Origin of the sequence: Bacteroides sp. L10-4, from assembly GCF_013373675.1 — a bacterium.
Taxonomy (GTDB): Bacteria; Bacteroidota; Bacteroidia; order Bacteroidales; family Bacteroidaceae; genus Bacteroides; species Bacteroides muris.
Map to the genome: position 1 here is coordinate 1 of NZ_JABXJH010000014.1, position 18,416 is coordinate 18,416.

The 18,416-nt window shown below is 46.8% G+C and carries 13 protein-coding genes; 9 read left to right on the forward strand and 4 right to left on the reverse strand.

The genetic code is table 11. The features are described 5' to 3' along the window. Window positions 1-430: 430 nt before the first annotated feature. A complete protein-coding gene (locus tag HU824_RS06470; protein ID WP_176468407.1) occupies window positions 431-1,066 on the reverse strand; it encodes a viroplasmin family protein in 636 nt (211 codons plus the stop codon). Between the two features lie 110 nt (window positions 1,067-1,176). Here HU824_RS06470 and HU824_RS06475 point away from each other — a divergent pair, with 110 nt between their 5' ends. The 6 genes from HU824_RS06475 to HU824_RS06500 all read left to right on the forward strand — a co-directional run bounded on the left by HU824_RS06475 (window position 1,177) and on the right by HU824_RS06500 (window position 6,211). Beyond that, window positions 1,177-1,779 (forward strand): nitroreductase family protein, encoded by a 603-nt coding sequence (locus HU824_RS06475; protein WP_176468408.1) that lies wholly within the window; start codon window positions 1,177-1,179, stop codon window positions 1,777-1,779. A 62-nt stretch (window positions 1,780-1,841) separates the two neighbouring features. After that, window positions 1,842-2,369, forward strand: coding sequence for a shikimate kinase (locus tag HU824_RS06480; RefSeq protein WP_176468409.1), 528 nt, complete (start codon window positions 1,842-1,844; stop codon window positions 2,367-2,369). 135 nt (window positions 2,370-2,504) lie between these two features. Then, on the forward strand, window positions 2,505-4,397 hold the full coding sequence (gene speA / locus HU824_RS06485) for a biosynthetic arginine decarboxylase (RefSeq protein WP_136008641.1): 1,893 nt from the start codon (window positions 2,505-2,507) through the stop codon (window positions 4,395-4,397). 1 nt (window position 4,398) lies between these two features. After that, entirely contained in the window at window positions 4,399-5,169 is a 771-nt protein-coding gene (argB, locus tag HU824_RS06490; RefSeq protein ID WP_176468410.1) for an acetylglutamate kinase, read from the forward strand. A 60-nt stretch (window positions 5,170-5,229) separates the two neighbouring features. After that, complete coding sequence (locus HU824_RS06495) at window positions 5,230-5,739, forward strand: RNA polymerase sigma factor (protein WP_136008639.1); 510 nt, start codon at window positions 5,230-5,232, stop codon at window positions 5,737-5,739. Continuing rightward, on the forward strand, window positions 5,729-6,211 hold the full coding sequence (locus tag HU824_RS06500; protein WP_176468411.1) for a hypothetical protein: 483 nt from the start codon (window positions 5,729-5,731) through the stop codon (window positions 6,209-6,211). Before HU824_RS06495 ends, HU824_RS06500 begins: the two co-directional genes overlap by 11 nt. Before the next feature lie 322 nt (window positions 6,212-6,533). Here HU824_RS06500 and HU824_RS06505 read toward each other — a convergent pair whose 3' ends face one another. After that, complete coding sequence (locus HU824_RS06505) at window positions 6,534-7,394, reverse strand: head GIN domain-containing protein (protein ID WP_176468412.1); 861 nt, start codon at window positions 7,392-7,394, stop codon at window positions 6,534-6,536. A gap of 283 nt (window positions 7,395-7,677) precedes the next feature. Between HU824_RS06505 and HU824_RS06510 the strand changes: the two genes are divergently transcribed. Continuing rightward, window positions 7,678-8,388: a SprT family zinc-dependent metalloprotease gene (locus HU824_RS06510; RefSeq protein WP_176468413.1), complete on the forward strand. Its 711-nt coding sequence runs from the start codon at window positions 7,678-7,680 to the stop codon at window positions 8,386-8,388. A gap of 205 nt (window positions 8,389-8,593) precedes the next feature. Here the strand turns inward: HU824_RS06510 and HU824_RS06515 are convergent, their stop codons facing one another. Further along, window positions 8,594-8,992 carry a hypothetical protein gene (locus tag HU824_RS06515; RefSeq protein ID WP_176468414.1) on the reverse strand — a complete coding sequence of 133 codons (399 nt, stop codon included), beginning with the start codon at window positions 8,990-8,992 and terminating at the stop codon, window positions 8,594-8,596. 138 nt (window positions 8,993-9,130) lie between these two features. Here HU824_RS06515 and HU824_RS06520 point away from each other — a divergent pair, with 138 nt between their 5' ends. Further along, entirely contained in the window at window positions 9,131-10,819 is a 1,689-nt protein-coding gene (locus tag HU824_RS06520; protein ID WP_176468415.1) for a PHB depolymerase family esterase, read from the forward strand. A 139-nt stretch (window positions 10,820-10,958) separates the two neighbouring features. On the opposite strand, the gene HU824_RS06525 is transcribed toward HU824_RS06520, so the two are convergent. Further along, the gene (locus HU824_RS06525; protein ID WP_176468416.1) at window positions 10,959-15,005 is read right to left on the reverse strand and encodes a hybrid sensor histidine kinase/response regulator transcription factor; all 4,047 of its coding nucleotides are present in this window, start codon (window positions 15,003-15,005) and stop codon (window positions 10,959-10,961) included. A 307-nt stretch (window positions 15,006-15,312) separates the two neighbouring features. Between HU824_RS06525 and HU824_RS06530 the strand changes: the two genes are divergently transcribed. Further along, window positions 15,313-18,405 carry a TonB-dependent receptor gene (locus HU824_RS06530; RefSeq protein WP_176468417.1) on the forward strand — a complete coding sequence of 1,031 codons (3,093 nt, stop codon included), beginning with the start codon at window positions 15,313-15,315 and terminating at the stop codon, window positions 18,403-18,405. Window positions 18,406-18,416 lie beyond the last annotated feature (11 nt).

An 18,416-nucleotide genomic window follows, 5' to 3' on the forward strand; every position in this document is an offset into this window, starting at 1 on the left:
AGTTGCAGTCTGATTCAGCCTATAGTCATTTAAGACTAGTGTCAAAGTTAGTTCACTGCAACTCTACTTTTCAAATATACACTTATATTTTGTTGTGATATTTAATACTGCAAATGTAAATGTGTCAAAACCCTCCTTTTAACAAAATCACCCTTGCTACAGATATCTGTGACAGGGGTGATTTTCATATTTTTGGTGTTTTGACACATCCCCTTTTTGTGGAGAGGTGTTCCTTTATATCAACCCGATTTTAGGGTGCAGGATGTTTCATTGCCTACCTCGTTTCTACTTGCTACAATAAAGTGGTGATATTGTGCATAAAGTGATGATTTTTATATCAGAAGATATATAGAGAGTGCATTCGGAGATGCGAAAAAGAATCAATGATATTTTAGACTCATTTATAGTAAAATGAACCTTAGTGGATAAATTATTTCCGTCCGAAATCAGCGGGTATCTCTCCCCATTGATTCGTCTCCCATTTCAGGATGCGGGTGGTATAGGTATTTTCGCGCAACCACTTCTCCGCACGTTCTATCAGGCGGAAGAGCTCTTCGGTCTTGGCGTCGCGTGGCAGTTTGGTCTTGCATTTTTTCTGTTTTATCCAGTTGATGGCGTTCACGCTGTCACTGTAGATGGGCATGTCGAAGCCTTTTTGCTTCAGCAAGGCCAATCCGTGAACAATGGCCAGAAATTCTCCGATATTATTGGTACCGTACATCGGCCCGAAGTGAAAGATTTCCTGACGGCTGGCGACGTGTACTCCCCGGTACTCCATGGCACCGGGATTTCCGCTGCAGGCAGCATCTACAGCAAGGCTGTTTTCTGCGACGGCGGCGGGAAGGGGAGCGTCGGCGCCGGGAGTAGTCTTGGCAGGAGAGGGAGCCGACCGCTTGATGTACGCGTACGGCGAAGAGGCAAAGGCTTTTTCTGCTTCTTCACGTGTTTCGAACGATTTGTATTTCGCTCCTTGGTAGCCTTTGGTCTGCAGTTGGCAGTCCGTCCAAGAGGTGTAGATGCCCGGGCTGACTCCCGCCCATACGACGTAGTATTTTCTTTTTTTCATAACTGCGGACAAAGGTAAAAAAGAAAATCCGAACCACTTCCCTCTTTCATTTGTTTCTTTGTATGGCGGATAGAAAATGAATAAATGAAAATTTAAAAGAAAGTACAAAAATGAAGAGAACATTTGCAGAAGCCATGGCGCATCGCCGTAGTTATTACTCTATCGGCAGTGATTCGCCGGTGCTGGATGAAGAAGTAGTACACGTTATTCGTGAAGCCGTAAAGAATGTGCCTTCAGCTTTCAATTCACAGTCTACGAGAATTGTATTGCTGCTGGGCGACGAACATAAGAAATTGTGGAGCATCGTGAAGGAAACCTTGAAAGCGCGTATCTCCGCCGAGGCCTTTGCCAAGACGGAAGTTAAGATTGATGGCTGTTTTGCCGGCGGACACGGTACTGTCCTCTACTTTGAGGATACTTCTGTCGTCAAGAAGTTGCAGGAAGCGTTTCCTTCCTATAAAGATAATTTCCCTACTTGGTCACAGCATACCTCAGCCATGCATCAGTTTGCCATCTGGACTATGCTGGAAGACATGGGGTTGGGGGCCTCCCTGCAACACTACAATCCTTTGATTAACGACGAGGTACGCCGCATCTGGAACCTGCCCGGCGACTGGATGCTGATTGCACAGATGCCCTTCGGCACACCCACCGGTGAACCGGAAGAAAAGGAATTCGAAGATTTAAGCAATCGTATCAAAATTTTCCTCTGATACAGAGGCGTTTTCAGCTTGGAATTGCTACCTTTGCGGGAAACCTGTAATTCGTAGCGGATATGATACGTATTTTCTTGACCGGCTATATGGGAGCCGGTAAAACTACTTTAGGAAAGGCTTTTGCCTGCGAAATAAGTGTGCCGTTCATCGACTTGGACTGGTACATCGAAGAACGTTTTCACAAATCAATCCGTGAATTGTTCACCGAGCGGGGAGAAGCTTCTTTTCGTGAATTGGAGCGAAACATGCTGCATGAGGTAGGGGAATTTGAGGATGTCGTGGTCTCTACTGGCGGTGGTACTCCTTGCTTTTTTGACAATATGGAGTACATGAACGGTTGCGGACAGACTGTGTTCCTGGATGTGCATCCCGATATTCTATTCCGCCGGCTTCGGGTGGCGAAGCTGCAACGCCCCATCCTGCAAGGCAAGACGGACGAGGATTTGCGCACCTTTATTGTGGAGGCGTTGGATAAGCGTGCGCCTTTCTACTCGCAGGCCCGTTATCGCTTTGATGCTGGTTATCTGGAGAGCCGCGGCCAGATTGACGAATCTGTGCAACGGTTACGCCAACTTTTAGGACTTTAATTCCTTGTAAGTGTGTATTCTTCAGTCCGAAGAGCTGGATATATTAGATTTATGTGTATTTTTGTCTCCCCCTTTATAAGACACACTACTGTGGGAAAATAGTAAATTGTAAATAGTCTAATAGTAAATGTACTGATGAGAAAATGGCGTATTGAAGATTCAGAAGAGCTGTACAACGTAACTGGTTGGGGCACTTCGTACTTTGGTATCAATGACAGAGGTCATGTTGTGGTGACACCGCGTAAGGATGGAGTTGCCGTCGATTTAAAAGAGTTGGTGGACGAGTTGCAGTTGCGTGATGTGGCGGCTCCGGTCTTGGTGCGTTTTCCCGATATTCTGGACAACCGCATCGAGAAGGTATCCTGCTGCTTCAGGCAGGCGGCTGACGAGTACGGATATAAAGGAGAGAACTTTATCATCTACCCCATTAAAGTGAATCAGATGCGTCCCGTGGTGGAAGAGATGATTAACCATGGGAAGAAGTTCAATCTGGGTCTGGAAGCGGGTTCAAAACCGGAGTTGCATGCTGTGATAGGGGTCAATACAGACCCGGGTTCCCTCGTGGTTTGTAACGGATATAAGGACGAGAGCTTCATTGAACTGGCACTGTTGGCACAGAAAATGGGCAAACGCATCTTTCTTGTCGTAGAGAAACTTAATGAGCTGAATCTTATTGCCAAGATGGCGAAGCAATTGAAGGTGAGACCCAATATAGGTATTCGCATTAAATTGGCTTCCAGCGGAAGTGGCAAATGGGAAGAAAGCGGAGGAGATGCCAGCAAGTTCGGACTGACATCCAGTGAACTGCTCGAAGCGCTGGACTTCTTGGAGAAGAAAGATATGAAGGACTGTCTGAAGCTGATACATTTCCATATCGGCAGTCAGATAACCAAGATACGTCGTATCAAGAATGCTTTGCGTGAAGCTTCGCAGTTCTTTGTGCAACTGAACAAGATGGGCTTCAACATTGAATTCGTGGATACCGGTGGTGGCATGGGGGTTGATTATGACGGTACACGTTCTTCAAGCAGCGAAAGCTCCGTTAACTATTCTATTCAGGAATATGTCAACGATGTGGTGTCGACCTTCGTCGACGCTGCCGACAAACACGGTTTTCCTCATCCCAATATCATTACTGAGACGGGACGTAGCTTGACTGCCCATCACTCTGTGCTTATCTTTGAAGTGCTGGAAACGGCTTCCCTGCCCGAAATGGACGACGATTGGGAACCGGGAGAGGATGCTCACGAACTGGTGAAGGAACTGTATGATATATGGGACAACCTGAGCCAGCGTAGCATGCTGGAACCTTGGCACGATGCGCAGCAGATACGCGAAGAGGCACTCGACCTTTTCAGCCATGGTATCGTCGACTTGAATACGCGTGCACAGATAGAGAAACTCTATTGGAGTATCTGCCGCGAAATCAACTCCATTGCCAGCGGCATGAAGCACTGCCCCGAGGAATTCCGCAAGTTGAGCAAGCTACTTGCTGACAAGTATTTCTGTAATTTTTCATTGTTCCAGTCGTTGCCCGACTCCTGGGCCATCGATCAGATGTTCCCCATCATGCCCATACAACGGCTGGACGAAAGACCCGACCGCGAGGCTACCTTGCAGGACATGACTTGCGACTCGGACGGTAAGATTGCCAATTTTGTCAGTTCGCGTGCCGATACGACCACCTTACCATTGCATTCGTTGCGTGACAAGGAGCACTACTATCTGGCGGTTTTCCTGGTAGGGGCTTATCAGGAGATTTTGGGAGATATGCACAATCTATTCGGTGATACGAATGCCGTACACGTGTCCGTCAATTCCAAAGGCTATACCATCGATCAGCTGATTGACGGCGAGACGGTGGCCGAGGTGCTGGACTACGTGCAATATAATCCTAAAAAACTGGTGCGTACGCTGGAAACATGGGTGACGCAATCCGTCAAGGAAGGGCGCATCTCTGTGGAAGAAGGAAAGGAATTTTTGTCTAATTACCGTTCCGGACTGTACGGATATACTTATTTGGAATAAAATGGAGAAACTGACTGTAATCAAAGTGGGTGGCAAAATTGTAGAAGAGGAAGCCACCCTCTATAAGTTGTTGGATGACTTTGCAGCCATTGAGGGCTACAAGGTGCTGGTACACGGAGGCGGACGCTCGGCTACGAAGATTGCCGCCCGACTGGACATTGAAAGCAAAATGATAAATGGCCGCCGCATCACTGATGCCGAAACGCTGAAAGTGGTGACAATGGTGTATGGCGGATTGGTGAATAAGAATATCGTTGCCGGTCTGCAGGCGCGCGGTGTCAATGCACTGGGTCTGACGGGGGCTGATATGGATGTGATTCATTCCGTGAAACGTCCCGTAAAGGAGGTGGATTATGGGTTTGTAGGCGATGTGAGGCAGGTGAATGCCGCTTTCCTGGCAGACCTCATTCATAAAGGTGTGGTTCCCGTAATGGCTCCGTTGACGCACGATGGAGAGGGGCACATGCTGAATACGAATGCCGACACCATTGCCGGAGAGACTGCCAAGGCTTTGGCGGGCTTGTTCGACGTTACTTTGGTATTTTGTTTTGAGAAGAAGGGGGTACTGCGTGACGAGAACGACGATGATAGCGTGATTTCACAGATAACGCCGGAGGAATTCAAGCAATATGTGGCGGATGGGGTGATTCAAGGTGGTATGATTCCGAAATTGGAGAACTCTTTCGAGGCATTGAATGCCGGTGTGGCTGAAGTCGTAATCACTTTGGCATCAGCCATCAACGGGAATAGTGGAACCCGTATCCGAAAATAATTTAAAAAAAGTGGCAGTAGGCTGTAACTTTCTGAATACTTAACCGTCAATTTCTTAGAGATGCAAGAACTCAGCTTTCGCAATGACATTCTTCCGCTGAAGGACAAGCTCTTTCGGTTAGCCTTGAGAATTACGTTCGATAGGGCAGAGGCGGAGGACGTTGTGCAGGAAACGCTGATAAGAGCCTGGAACAAGCGTGACGAGTGGTCGCAGTTCGGTTCTATCGAAGCCTATTGCTTGACAGTGGCAAGAAATCTGGCGATAGACCGTAGCGAGCGAAAAGACTCCCGTACCTTGGAGTTGACACCCGAAATGGAGCAGGCTTCCGATGCATCGAGTCCTTACGAAAAGCTGGTGAACAAGGAACGGATGACGCTGATACATCGGCTGATGAACAAACTTCCTGAAAAACAGCGGCTGATTATGCAGCTTAGGGATATTGAAGGTAAGAGCTATAAAGAAATTGCAGCGGTTCTGAGCTTGACCGAGGAGCAGGTAAAAGTGAACCTCTTCAGGGCGCGGCAAAAAGTGAAACAAACGTTTATTGATATAGAAGGTTATGGACTCTAAATATATAGAACAACTCTTGGAGCGCTATTGGCAGTGCGAAACTTCTTTGGAAGATGAGATTGAATTGCGTGCTTTCTTTAGCGGAAACGATGTTCCCGGGCACTTGCTTCGCTACAAGGACTTGTTCGTATATCAGCAACTGCAGCAGGAAGTGCATCTGGGTGAGGATTTTGATGCCCGGATGCTTGCCGAAGTGGAAGTTCCGGTGGTCAAGGCAAAGCGCCTGACATTGACCGCACGTTTCATGCCGCTGTTCAAAGCCGCCGCAGTAGTGGCAGTGGTCTTTTCGATGGGGAATGTGATGCAACATTCATTTTTCTCGGATGTGAAGGAAGTAGCCGCAGCCGATACTATCGGTAAACAGATTTCCGCACCGTCGGTAGCTCTCTCGGGAGATGTGTCCGTGTCTCATGAGCAGCAAGTGATGGACAGCTTGCATCGGGTGGAAGAGGAACAGGAAATCGAGGAATAGATATTTTCATTTGCTTTTAAAATAACATTTTCATTTGCTTTAAACATAATAGTTAGTGTACTTTATTAAAACAACTTGAGGCTGTGAAGTTTCAATTCTCTCAAAATCTTATAAAAACTAACTAAGATAGAAGGGACGCCGCGTGATGCAGCGTCCCTTTATTGTTTTTATATGTTCGATGTGGTTGAAGGTTGGGTGGAAGGACGTCTTGCTCCAATAAAAGAACGAAGGACTTCCTCGCAAGAGTCCTTCGTCATCTTTGTAGGTAATTATTTGAGAGAGAATTTAGTTTAGGCTTACAATCATTCTATCTTTTCCAATGTTAGAGCTTATACAGTCCTTTTTTCGGATAGTCCAGTTCCGGATTACCCTTGTAGCCCACACTGCCGCTTCCGCTGGTGCGTACTTTCAGGAAATCTGTGGCATGGCATTTGATGTCGCCTGAACCGGCAACACTGGCAGATGCCTTTTTGGCAACAAAATCGGAAGCAAACAAATCACCCGAACCTGCCACACTGTATTCTGCTTCTTGGGTGCTGCCGCTTAGGATAGCTGAACCCGAACCGGCAACAGATGCTTTTGTGAGGTTGGCGGTTACATTATTCAGCTTTATGTCACCGGAGCCTGCCACAGATACTTGAAGGTCATTGCAAGTGATATTGCTGCTGTTGATGTCTCCCGAGCCTGCGATGGAAATACTGAGGTCTGTACAAGAGATATTGTTTCCGCTGATGTCTCCCGAACCTGCCACGGAGATTTTAAGGTCGTCCGTTTTTAGCCCGTTTTTCAATTCCACGTCTCCTGAACCTGCCACGGCAATACCGTTCAGCTTTTCTGCGGAGACACGGACTTTCAGTTTGTCGTATGATACGTTGACATTCTTTTTGAAGCCGACGTAGAGGGTATTGTCCTTGACACGGATATCCAGCAAATCTACAATGTTGTCCGAGGTGTATACTTCCACTGTCGGTTTTCCGGACTTTTGCGTGTAGGTCACGTCGGGACTGCCGGCTACACTCAGTTTGGTGAAGTTGTCCACTTTTATGTCTTTGGTTACATAATTCTTGCTTGCCTTGACCGTTTTGCTGCCGAAGCTTCCGGAACGGTATGTGTGTTGTTGTGAACAAGCGGTTGTACAGAATGCCAATAAGGCGATTGCGATAAATGTTGTTAGAGTTTTCATATTCTTTTTTGCGATTCAATATTTATTAGTTAGACGTGATCTGCCTTGAAAAAGTTGCATGTAGAAATGCTTTTTTTTAAAGGACGTTCGGTCGTTATACTTTAATCAATCATTGTGCCATAAATTTAAATCTTTGATAACTAAAGAATAACTGTTTCTGCACAGTGTTCATTATCGGACATCCCGTCCGCTTTTGTCAAGTGTTTGCTTGCTTTTTCGGACGATTCTTTGTTCATTTGCAAAGTCTCTTCCCTGTCCCCCTCTATGGGAGAGGCTTTGATTTATGACAGTAAACCGTATTATAGAAGATAAAGAGCTTGGTCCTTTGTTTGTCCGGGTCAATGTCCGGGCACGGCGTCTTACTTTCCGTACAAAGGAAGATGGAATTTACGTGACTGTGCCTCCCCGGACTTCTCTTGCCGAGGTAGAGAGTGCCATCGAGCAGCTTCGTCCGCGTCTGAAGGATGCCAGACAGAAGCTGGTCAGAAAGCTGATTGATTTGGATTACCGCATTGATACGGAGTTTTTTAAACTGACGTTGGTCAGCGGACAACGGGAACGGTTCCTGTCCCGTTCGGAATTGGGGGAAATGCAGATAATCTGTCCTCCTGATGCCGATTTCTCGGATGCGAATCTGCAGGCTTGGCTGCACAAGGTAATTGAAGAGGCTCTGCGCCGGAATGCAAAGATTATCCTTCCTCCCCGTCTGTATATGCTCTCCATGCAGCACAATCTGCCTTATAAAAGTGTGAAAATCAATTCCAGTAGCGGGCGTTGGGGAAGCTGTTCGGCACAAGGTAATATCAATCTTTCCTATTATCTGGTGCTTCTTCCCAAGCATCTTATAGACTACGTGCTACTGCACGAGCTGGCACATACCCGCGAGATGAATCATGGGGAGCGCTTCTGGGATTTGCTCGACCGGATGACCGGTGGAAAGGCACAAGCATTGAGAGCGGAGCTTCGGAAATATCAAACGAAAATAAATGGTTAGAGATTGATATGAGTGTATTACGGTAAGTAGTTCCTGCTTTACAGACAGTTGCATTGCAAAACTACTGCATGCCCTTTGCAGTGCAACTGTGCTTTGCTGTAGCACTGCAAAAGTTGTATAGTGCCTTTGCGGTGACTGTTGGTAAGTCGGAAAACTGCTTGTGGACTCCGAAATATGAGAGCAAAATGCCTCAAACTTTTTATCCCTAATTTTTTGCCAGCTGCTTTATCTCTTCCCCTTCCTTCTCGAACCGGTATTCTCCTCCTTTTTCGCTAAGCTCAAACAGGGAAAGCTTTTCGGTTGCATTGTTCACAATCATCAGTGCGCTTTGTTCGGCAAAGCGTTTCACCTCGAGGATGAAAGGTTCTTCCGTCATGGTGCGGTTCACCAGCAGGCTGTCGTTGATGAAGATGGAGGTGGAGTCTCCGGCAAAGCCTTTCGTCAGTGTGATGGTATAGGTTTCGATGAAGTTGCGGTTTTCCGCTTTCTGTTGTTGCAGCCTCATGCTCATGTAAACAAAGATGACGACTACGAAAATCACGGCAAAGGCAAGGATGCCGTTGCCTACCATAAACTGTTTGTTGGTATTAAGACGATGTGCCATATACGGTTGGTTTTAAGAAACACTGCAAATGTAATGAATAAAATTGAACCGGAGGATAAACATTTGAACAAATAGGAAAGAATGCTTTGAGGGCAATTCGCTAATATTGCGGTCGTAAAACAAATTGTTAAAGATACTATGAAACTGAATTTCATTTTTGGGCTCTTGTTTTCTGTAGTTGCATTGCAGATGAAAGGGGCTGGTGGAACCCCTGAAGGGCTTCCTCCGTTTGTTCGTTTTCCTGGGTTGGAGCAGGAAGTTTACATTACGCGTGATACGTGCAAGAGTGTGGAGGGACGTTTCCCCGGCTTTTCCCCTTTTTTCGTGATTTATCCGGACAAGCCGTGCGATGCTTCCGAAGCGGCGGCATTGACGGACGAATTGGGCATTGCGTTCTATGCGCACACCTACTCGGGGACGGTTTGTGTGGTGAATCCCTTGGGAAAGGAGTATGATGCGGTGAAGGATTTGGAAGCTTATAAGAATTTCCTGAACAAGATGCGTGTTTTTACTAATCTGAAGATAATCGGTGTAGGTAAGGGAGCGACGTTTGTCAATAAGGCTATTGCCGCACATGCAGGTGCTGTTGCCGGTATCGTATCGCTGAATGGCCGACCGGCCAAGACGGTTGAGGGTGCCGCCCCCGTTCCTGCTTTTATTGCCGGAACACACAGTCGGCAGGTAGCGGCTACCTATATCTTGCAGAATCAGGCGGAACTGGTGCGGAAAGAAAACGGGTTGGCTTGTTATGTCAACCGGAAGGAGCCGTTACAGCAGGTTGTGGTAAGTGCAAACAAGTACATTTCCTTGAAAGAGGCTTTTGCAGAAGCCTGGAAGACATTGCTTTGCAAGAACTACCGTTTCAACAATTACGAACATACCTGGTACACGGGAGCTCAATTCGACCAATATGGTACGTATGAGCTGGAGCCGTATATCATGCCCGAAGATTGGGGAATCATTCGTCGTGTGATGAAGAAAGACCTTATCGGGACGGGCGATTTCCTATGGTATGAATTCCACCCGGAGGCTACCCTGAAGGCGGAAAAGGCTTCTGTGCCGTTGTTGCTTTTGCTGCATGGCAACAACAATGATCCGCGTACACAGGCTGAGACATCCGGCTTCATTGAGCTGGCGGCCGAGGAGAACTTCATTGTTGCCGAACTGGAATGGCAGGGCAACGGCTATGCTCCTATGGGGCTGGACGGCATCGAACAGGTGGTGTATCATCTGTTGAAGACTTATCCGCAGATAGACCCTTCGCGCGTATATGCTGAAGGGCTTTCGGCGGGAGCCGCCACAGCTACGGGGCTCGGTATACGCAAGTCGCATGTGTTTGCTGCTGTGGGTGCCCAGTCGGCAGGGCTGACTCCCGACCGGTATATGTTTGGTTATAATGGCGAAGCGTTGATGAACGAGGCGGTGCAGAAACGTGGCAGTGTGGAGACCGCTTATTTCTCTGTGACTGGTACGGACGACGAAGTTGTGCCTTTTGTAAGCGAAAACAATTGGCGCACCAATGCCTTCTTCTGTGCCTGGACTGCCTATCAGACCATGAATGGCATGGAAGTGAGCAGCCAACCCGACTTTTCGAAAGATGCCACCTTCGGCATGGCACTCAAGGACAGGGAAGTAATCTCCACCAACAAGCGCGTCACGATGGAAGCGGGAGTGCTTTACAAGGGAGACATTCCGCTGATTAAAGTCGTGGCTGTGAATGACTACGGTCATTGGAACTTCAAGCCTGACGCACGGTTGATGTGGGATTTCATGAAACAATTCTCTCGCGACCCGCGAACGAAGAAACTGGTTTATAACAGGCGATAATCAGCAGCTTTTACCGGAAGTAATCTCTATGCAGGTCACGGCTTTTTCATTTGCAGGAGTTAGAGGAGTTAAAGGTCGATAATTCCTTCTAACTCCTGTAGATGAAAGAACCGTGAGTGATGAAGGAGATGTACAAGGTTTATTGATACTCACTCGGATTTATGCCGAATTGCTTTTTAAAGCAGGTAGAGAAGTGGGGAAGGGTATTGAAGCCGGTCATGTCCGCTATTTCGGAAATGGTATAGGTTCCTTCCTTGATTAGTTCGGCTGCGCGGTTCAGCTTATAAGTTCTGAAGAAAACGCTTGGATTCTTGCCGGTTAATCCCTTCACCTTGTAGTAAAATTTGGTACGGGAGATTTTGAGTAATTCAGCCATCCGCGTGACGTCCAGCTCCGGGTTGTCCAATTCTTTTTCCATTAGTTTATACAGTTCTTCCATGAAGGTCTCGTCTTTTGGGGTAAGGGCAAGTTCTTTCATCTGGCTTGTCCGGGTATTGTTCATCAGGAATTTACGTATTTTGTCACGGTTTGTCAATAGTGATTCGGTCAGGGCTAGTAAGTAAGCCGGTTCAAAAGGTTTGGGCACGTATGCGTCAGCTCCGGTATGCAATCCTTCTATCTGGTTTTCCACGGTGGATTTGGCAGTTACTAGAATGACGGGTATGTGACAGAATTGCAGGTTTGCTTTGATTTCTTTGCAAAGCTGGTAACCGTCTTTGTCCGGCATCAGTACATCGCTCAGTATCAAATCCGGAGCTTCGTCTACAATGGTCTGGAAGATGTTGGTGGAATTGAGCCGGCTGATGATGTGATAATGTGGGGTCAGCAGAATCTGCAGATAGTGCATGATGGCCGGGTCATCGTCTACTATGAGTATTGTTTTTGGACTTGTTTTACCTTCACGGGCAGTATCCGGTTCTATTTTCGCAGGTTCTATGGAAGTATTGTTCAGGAGTGTTTTTTTGCCATAGAACCGTTCCTCTTTTGTGTACGAGAAATCGTCTGCAGGAAGAATCAGGATAAACATGGCTCCGTTTCCTTCTTTTCGATTTGCTGCTTTCAGATGTCCGTGGTGCAACCGGGCAAGGCTACGGGCATAATAAAGCCCGATACCGGTTCCCAAATTGTAAGTCCCTTTGTCGTTTCTTATCTGATAGAACCGCTCAAAGATTTTTTCCAGCTGTTCTTCCGGAATATTTTCTCCGGTGTTAGTTACGGAAATCCGGATATATCGGGCGCTTTGGTCTTGTTCTGTCAGGCTGAAGAACTCTTCGGCTTCCTGACGCGTGACGATGGCGAACGAGATTTCTATTTCGCCTCCTATAGGAGTAAACTTCATGGCATTGGAAAGCAGATTGCTCAGTATTTTCTCTACTTTGTCTTCATCGACCCAATAGAGGATGTCGTGTTGTAATCCATGAATGCTTAGGGTTATATTCTTGCTTTGGGCATTGATGTTGAAGAAACTGATGATTCGTTTGATGGTGGAGGCGAGGTTGGTCTGTTGGACTTCCAGTCCCAGGTTGTCGTTGTCTAATTTGTTAAAATCAAGTAATTGGTTGACTAGCTGGAGCATTCGCAGAATACCGTTTTGCAGGACATTTAGTAGTTCCCGGTTGGGCACTGTATTGGTCTGGGCGGCACACAGTTGTCTGATGGAACCCAACATTGTGGTCAGTGGTGTCCGGAATTCGTGGGATATGTTTGTAAAATAGCTCATGTATGTTTTATTCATTTTCTGCTCTTGTGCTTTTTCCTGTTCGGCACGGCAGGCGGTTTCTTTTTCAATTCTTACGCGCCGCCAACTGTGTATAAGTGTACCGGTTATTCCGATGATTGCCAGAGCATAGGCGCATCTTGCCCACCAAGTATTCCAAGGAGCCGGTTTGACGATAATGCGCAGTCGTTTTTCTTCTCCGATTATGCTTTGGTCTTCATTGGTGATTTTTATTTTGAACATATAAGTTCCTGTGGGAAGGTTGGCATAATAAGCTTCCCGGTTGGTGTGTGCATCTATCCAGTAGCGGTCGATGCCTTCCAATTGGTAGTGATAGTGTATTCGTTCATATTCACTATAATCCAATGCGGCAAATGATATGCTGAAGCTGCTCTGACCATGTTTCAGGTGTACGTCCGGTTGATAGGAGAGGTCTTTGTCGATGATTGCATTCTTTCCGGGATATATAAGCTTGTTATGAATCTTCAGATTCTCGAAAGTGAGTGGAACATGGTATTTGAAAGGAGTTTCCATCGGATTGAAGAATGTCATTCCGTGAGTGCCGCCGAATACTAAGGTTCCGTTTGAAAGTCGGCAGGATGCACGGTCGTAGAATTGATTGCCGCCGATACCGTCAGTTGCATAGTAGTTGCTGATTTGATTGGTCTGGCGCTCATATTTACTTAATCCGTATAATGTGGATATCCATAGATTCCCTTGTATATCTTCTTCGATGCTGCAAATCTCTGTGCAGCCAATGCCGGATATAGGAGATAATTTATGATTCTGCGAAGTATATCGTAAAAGCCCGTTATGGGAGGTCCCAATCCAGATATCTCCCTGGCTGTCTTCGTATAATACGGAAGGGATAAATTTAGAGCGGCGTATGCAGGCCAGGCTGTCCGTCCTTGAGATGTCCGGTATCCGGATTTTCCATGTATCGGGGTTTATTGAACGAATCTTGTTGCCAAAGGAAGCAATCCATACTTCTCCGTTGGAGAGAGGGTGTATGGTGGGGGTGAAGGTGAAAAATGACTGGGGGTAAAGTGATACGGGCGTGAATTCCTTTTCTCCTTTTTTCAGGGCATATATTGTCTGGCTGAAGCTGCCGGCCCATATTGTTCCGTTACGGTCTTGCGTTATGCACAGTACGGAAGGGACGGAGAAGATATCCGTTGCTTTTAATTGATTATATTCAAGCACACATTTTATGACCTGATTGGTATTGGTGGCAAGCCAGATGTGTCGGTCTTTGTCGTGATAGATGTGCCTGACAATTATATTTTCTGCGTTTTGTGCAGGTAGGATTCTGCTGATATTCACAGCCTCTATATGCTTGGTGCTCAGGTTGTAGACATACATTCCGTCTTTCAGGGTGGATATGTACAAGTTACAGGAGTCGGCATCGAGGGCTATGATGGATTTCTGATGGAAGAACGAGCGTAGATAGTTGTTGCTGTTGAAACGCTCCTTGTAATGATAGCGTACGGTATACCCTTGGTCCGACGAGCCTATCCACAGATTCTTGTGCGAGTCGGTGTACATGCATTTGACGCCATGTTGCGGGACTTCAAACGGAAATCCGTTTTCCTTTTCACGTATGACGGTGTTTTCTTTATGGTTGTAAAGGAATGTATGCTTCTGTGTGCAGATTAGTAGGCTGTTCCTGTCGTACGGGTGTATATAGGTGATAGCGGCTTTCGATAAGATGGGATGATTACTTATTGCGTCGGGAGTCGTTTTGAATCTTTTGCTTTCGGTATCGAATATGAAGAGCCGGTTCTTGCTTGCCAGCCATAGGGAAGTGTGGTTGTGCATGTAAGAGTAGGTAATCTTCTGCGGCATGGGGATGGAATCTGTCAGTTGCATGTTTCGGGAGTCGTAGCATCGGATGGAGACGGGGTTGACGGCCCACAGACAGTTGTTGTTATCCATGTAGCAGGTCTGCTTATAGGTCTTGTCTGGGTCAAAGTTGATGAAAATGCGGTTGAAGGTGTCCGTTTGGGGATTATAGACGCAGAGATGTACCACCATGTTTAAGAAGATTTTTCCATCCTTGCTTTCTATGAACTGATGTCCGTTCCTATTGTTGTATGGTACGTTTATGGGTATCTGGCGGAAGTTGTCTTGGTCGGTATATCGGCATGTTCCGTCGGTTGTCGCTATCCATAAGCGTTTGCGTGAGTCCATGAAAATGTCCTGAATCCTGTCTCCGGGCAGTTGCAGTGAGTCGTTGGAACTGTAATATTGCCGGTATTCGTGGGCGTTGAATCTGTTCAGTCCGCGCGTGGTCCCTATCCAGATATAGCCTTGCGCGTCTTCTTGGAAATCTGTAATGCTTTGATTGGAGATGGTTGCCGAAACTCTATGAACGTCCAGCTTTTCCGCTTCTTCTTGGGCGGTTGCCGGTTTGCACGAAGACACGGCCGTTGCAGATAAAGCAATGAGGGAAAGGATGATTTTTTTCATATATGGAGCGTATTAGGATATGTTTCGCGGAAAGTGTTTTTTTACACTGAAGCAGACAAAAGTAGAAAGAAAATAAGTAGGTGATATTTGCTGTAACAGTGATTTTTCTACCTGGATTATGTTGTAAGGCATATTTTGAACATATTGATAATTTTTTGAACGTACAGGAAATGATATTTGAACATATAAGAAATGTTTTTGTATTTTCTCAATATCCTCTTATTTCCTCTTTTGATAAAATTGTATCGGAAATCCTGCAATGAGTGAATGCAGCTTTTTTATTAACAAATCTAATTATTTAAGCATTATGGAAAACAACTTTAAAAGAAAGCTGATGGCATTCTGGCTGTTCCTTTTGGTGGGAATACCTTATATGCTGGCGCAAAGTCCGATGATGGTATCGGGACGGATCACAGATGATTTGGGAGAACCGATGATTGGTGTGAGTGTACTTGAAAAGGGTACTTCCAACGGAGTGATTACGAATATGGAGGGAAATTATTCCTTAAAGGTAAAGCAAGGCGCCGTCATTGTCTATTCGTACATCGGATATGTGACACAGGAGCTGAAAGCCGTATCGGAGAGAATGAATGTGACGATGAAGGAAGACACCCGGACGCTGGATGAAGTGGTAGTGGTGGGCTATGGTGTGCAGAAGAAGAGTGACCTGACGGGTGCCATTTCTTCCGTGAAGGCGGAAGACATCCAGAACCGCTCTATTACCCGGGTGGAAGAAGCCCTGCAGGGCAAGACAGCCGGTGTGCAACTGATATCCACGACTTCGCAACCGGGCGCCTCGCCTACCATTCGTGTCCGTGGTTTCTCGTCGAATGGCACTTCCGACCCTCTCTATGTGGTAGATGGATTGATAGTATCCGACTTGAGTGCTGTGGATCCTAACAATATAAAAAGCATGGAAGTCCTGAAAGATGCCGCATCCGCTGCCATTTATGGTGCGCAGGCCGGTAATGGCGTGGTGCTTATTACCACAAAGAGCGGAAGCAAAGGCACCAGCAGCATTTCCTACGACTTTCAATATTCCATCAGTAGCCTGGCCCGACGTCCCAAGCTGATTAATTCGCAAGAAGCCTTATTGCAAAAGAAGGAGCAAGACCCTACTTTTACAGATGATAATATCCAGGAGCTTATTACCAGCGGCACATGGGACGGCGTATCGACTACCGATTGGTATGATGTGGCTTTTAATGCTTCACCATCCTCCCATCATACGGTCAACTTTCAGGGAGCGAATGACAAGGGCTCTTTCTTCCTGTCATTAAACAATTTGTATGACAATGGTATTCTTCGTGAAAACAAGGATACCTACAAGCGGCTTTCCGTCATGCTGAACGCCGACTATGACATTAAACCCTGGTTAAAGGTAGGTGTTACTGCCAATTATGCAAAATATACGCAGAAATCCATCAATGACGGCAGTGCGGGCAATTCATATTCCAGCATGATTGCTACCGTGATGACCATGGCTCCTTATTATGCGGACACTTATGCTGCCGATGCGCTTCCTAAGCAGATGGAGGCATTGATTGCCAACGGCTTTACTTTGCTGCGCAATGACAAGGGCGATTATTACAGCTGTCTGGGTTCCATGGAACAGATACATCCTATGGTAGCCATCCGCATGAGCGACAAGAAGAACTTCGGCAACAGTCTGATGGGAACGCTCTATGCCAACCTGACTCCTTTCAAAGGATTTGTGTTTACTACCCGACTGGGTTACAGAGAACTGAACGCAAACACTTATCAGTATAACAATCTCTATTACGGCTCGGCTTCCGCCAATAATAAGGATAAGAACGGGGCCAGCCGCTCCAACTCCTCCACTACTTATTACCAGTGGGAGAACTTTGTGAACTATAGTACGGATTTGTGGGACAAGCATCATGTGTCTGCCATGCTGGGTATGTCTTACAGCGAGAATAACTTCACTTACGTTTCTGCCGGTGTGGACAAGACAGCCAAGCACGATCCTTTGTATGCCGACGTTTCGTATCCTGCCGGAGATGCCGTGAAGAGTACCGCCGGTTACAATCTGATTAATCGCAAACTGTCCTATTTCGGCCGTCTGGCTTACGATTACCAAAACCGCTATATGCTGCAAGCGGCCATGCGTGCCGATGCCGCCGATACTTCCGTGCTTCCGGGCACCAATCGCTGGGGTTATTTCCCGTCGGTATCGGCCGGCTGGGTTATTTCCAACGAGCGCTTTTTCACGGAAAAGAACAATACCCCTTTGACATTCCTGAAATTGCGTGCCAGCTGGGGACAGAATGGAAGCACAAGCAATCTGAGTGGTTATAAGTATTCCAATTCCCTGGTGACTTCGGCTGCCGGATACTCTTTCAGCAATACGGCGATGAACTATGTCACTTCCGCCAAGCCTTCGCAGCTCTATAATCCTGACCTGAAGTGGGAAACCTCCGAACAGCTGGATTTGGGTATGGATCTGCGCGCTTTCAAAGACCGCTTCTCGTTTGGTATGGACTGGTATAGGAAGAAGACTAAAGACTTGATCGTGTCCAACATTGTCATTCCTTATGAGGCGGGAAACTCGTCGGCTCCGATGAATGCCGGTAATGTGACGAATAAGGGCTTTGAGTTTGAAGCCGGATGGAAAGACAAAGCCGGTGATTTCAGCTATTCTGTGACCGCCAATCTGGCCACTTTGAAAAACGAGGTTACTTATCTGGATCCGCATGTCAGCGGCGGACGCATAGAAGGCGCCACTACGATGGCTTCGAACGGTTCGTTCTCCGCATTCGAGGTAGGCTATCCGGTGTGGTATTTCAGAGGCTATCAGGTCGACCATCTGGACGACAAGGGGAATCCCGTATTCAGGGATAATACGGGCGACGGTACTATTGATGCCAGTGACAAGGCGATGATCGGCAAGCCGATGCCGGACTTCACGTATGGCATCACGTTGACTGCCAACTACAAGAATCTTGATTTCCTGATTTTCGGTAACGGTTCCGTGGGCAATGACGTGTTCATGTCCTACAGTTATAATTCGATATCCTATACGCTGAAGGAGATGTACGACCAGCGCTGGACGGCGGACGGGACTACCGGCCGTAAGTTTGCGCGGCCGCAGAATACGAATGCAGACAAGTATGGCCTGTCCGATGCCTATATCTTTGACGGCTCTTATTTCCGCATCAAGCAGATACAGCTGGGATATACGTTGCCCCGGACGGTTACGAAGAAGTTCCTGGTCGACAAGCTGAGGATATATGCCTCGTTGGATAATTTCTTCTTGTTCACCAAGTATCCGGGACTCGACCCGGAGGTTTCATCCACGGCTACCAGTGGTATGGGCGTGGATTACGGAAATTATCCCACGACGAAAAAGGTGGTGTTCGGTTTATCAGTTACATTTTGAATTATATAAAA

Excerpts from the sequence above, each read along its gene's own strand:
- HU824_RS06470 (WP_176468407.1), bottom strand. The coding sequence starts at position 1,066 with ATGAAAAAAAGAAAATACTACGTCGTATGGGCGGGAGTCAGCCCGGGC.
- HU824_RS06475 (WP_176468408.1), top strand. The coding sequence starts at position 1,177 with ATGAAGAGAACATTTGCAGAAGCCATGGCGCATCGCCGTAGTTATTAC.
- HU824_RS06480 (WP_176468409.1), top strand. The coding sequence starts at position 1,842 with ATGATACGTATTTTCTTGACCGGCTATATGGGAGCCGGTAAAACTACT.
- speA (WP_136008641.1), top strand. The coding sequence starts at position 2,505 with ATGAGAAAATGGCGTATTGAAGATTCAGAAGAGCTGTACAACGTAACT.
- argB (WP_176468410.1), top strand. The coding sequence starts at position 4,399 with ATGGAGAAACTGACTGTAATCAAAGTGGGTGGCAAAATTGTAGAAGAG.
- HU824_RS06495 (WP_136008639.1), top strand. The coding sequence starts at position 5,230 with ATGCAAGAACTCAGCTTTCGCAATGACATTCTTCCGCTGAAGGACAAG.
- HU824_RS06500 (WP_176468411.1), top strand. The coding sequence starts at position 5,729 with ATGGACTCTAAATATATAGAACAACTCTTGGAGCGCTATTGGCAGTGC.
- HU824_RS06505 (WP_176468412.1), bottom strand. The coding sequence starts at position 7,394 with ATGAAAACTCTAACAACATTTATCGCAATCGCCTTATTGGCATTCTGT.
- HU824_RS06510 (WP_176468413.1), top strand. The coding sequence starts at position 7,678 with ATGACAGTAAACCGTATTATAGAAGATAAAGAGCTTGGTCCTTTGTTT.
- HU824_RS06515 (WP_176468414.1), bottom strand. The coding sequence starts at position 8,992 with ATGGCACATCGTCTTAATACCAACAAACAGTTTATGGTAGGCAACGGC.
- HU824_RS06520 (WP_176468415.1), top strand. The coding sequence starts at position 9,131 with ATGAAACTGAATTTCATTTTTGGGCTCTTGTTTTCTGTAGTTGCATTG.
- HU824_RS06525 (WP_176468416.1), bottom strand. The coding sequence starts at position 15,005 with ATGAAAAAAATCATCCTTTCCCTCATTGCTTTATCTGCAACGGCCGTG.
- HU824_RS06530 (WP_176468417.1), top strand. The coding sequence starts at position 15,313 with ATGGAAAACAACTTTAAAAGAAAGCTGATGGCATTCTGGCTGTTCCTT.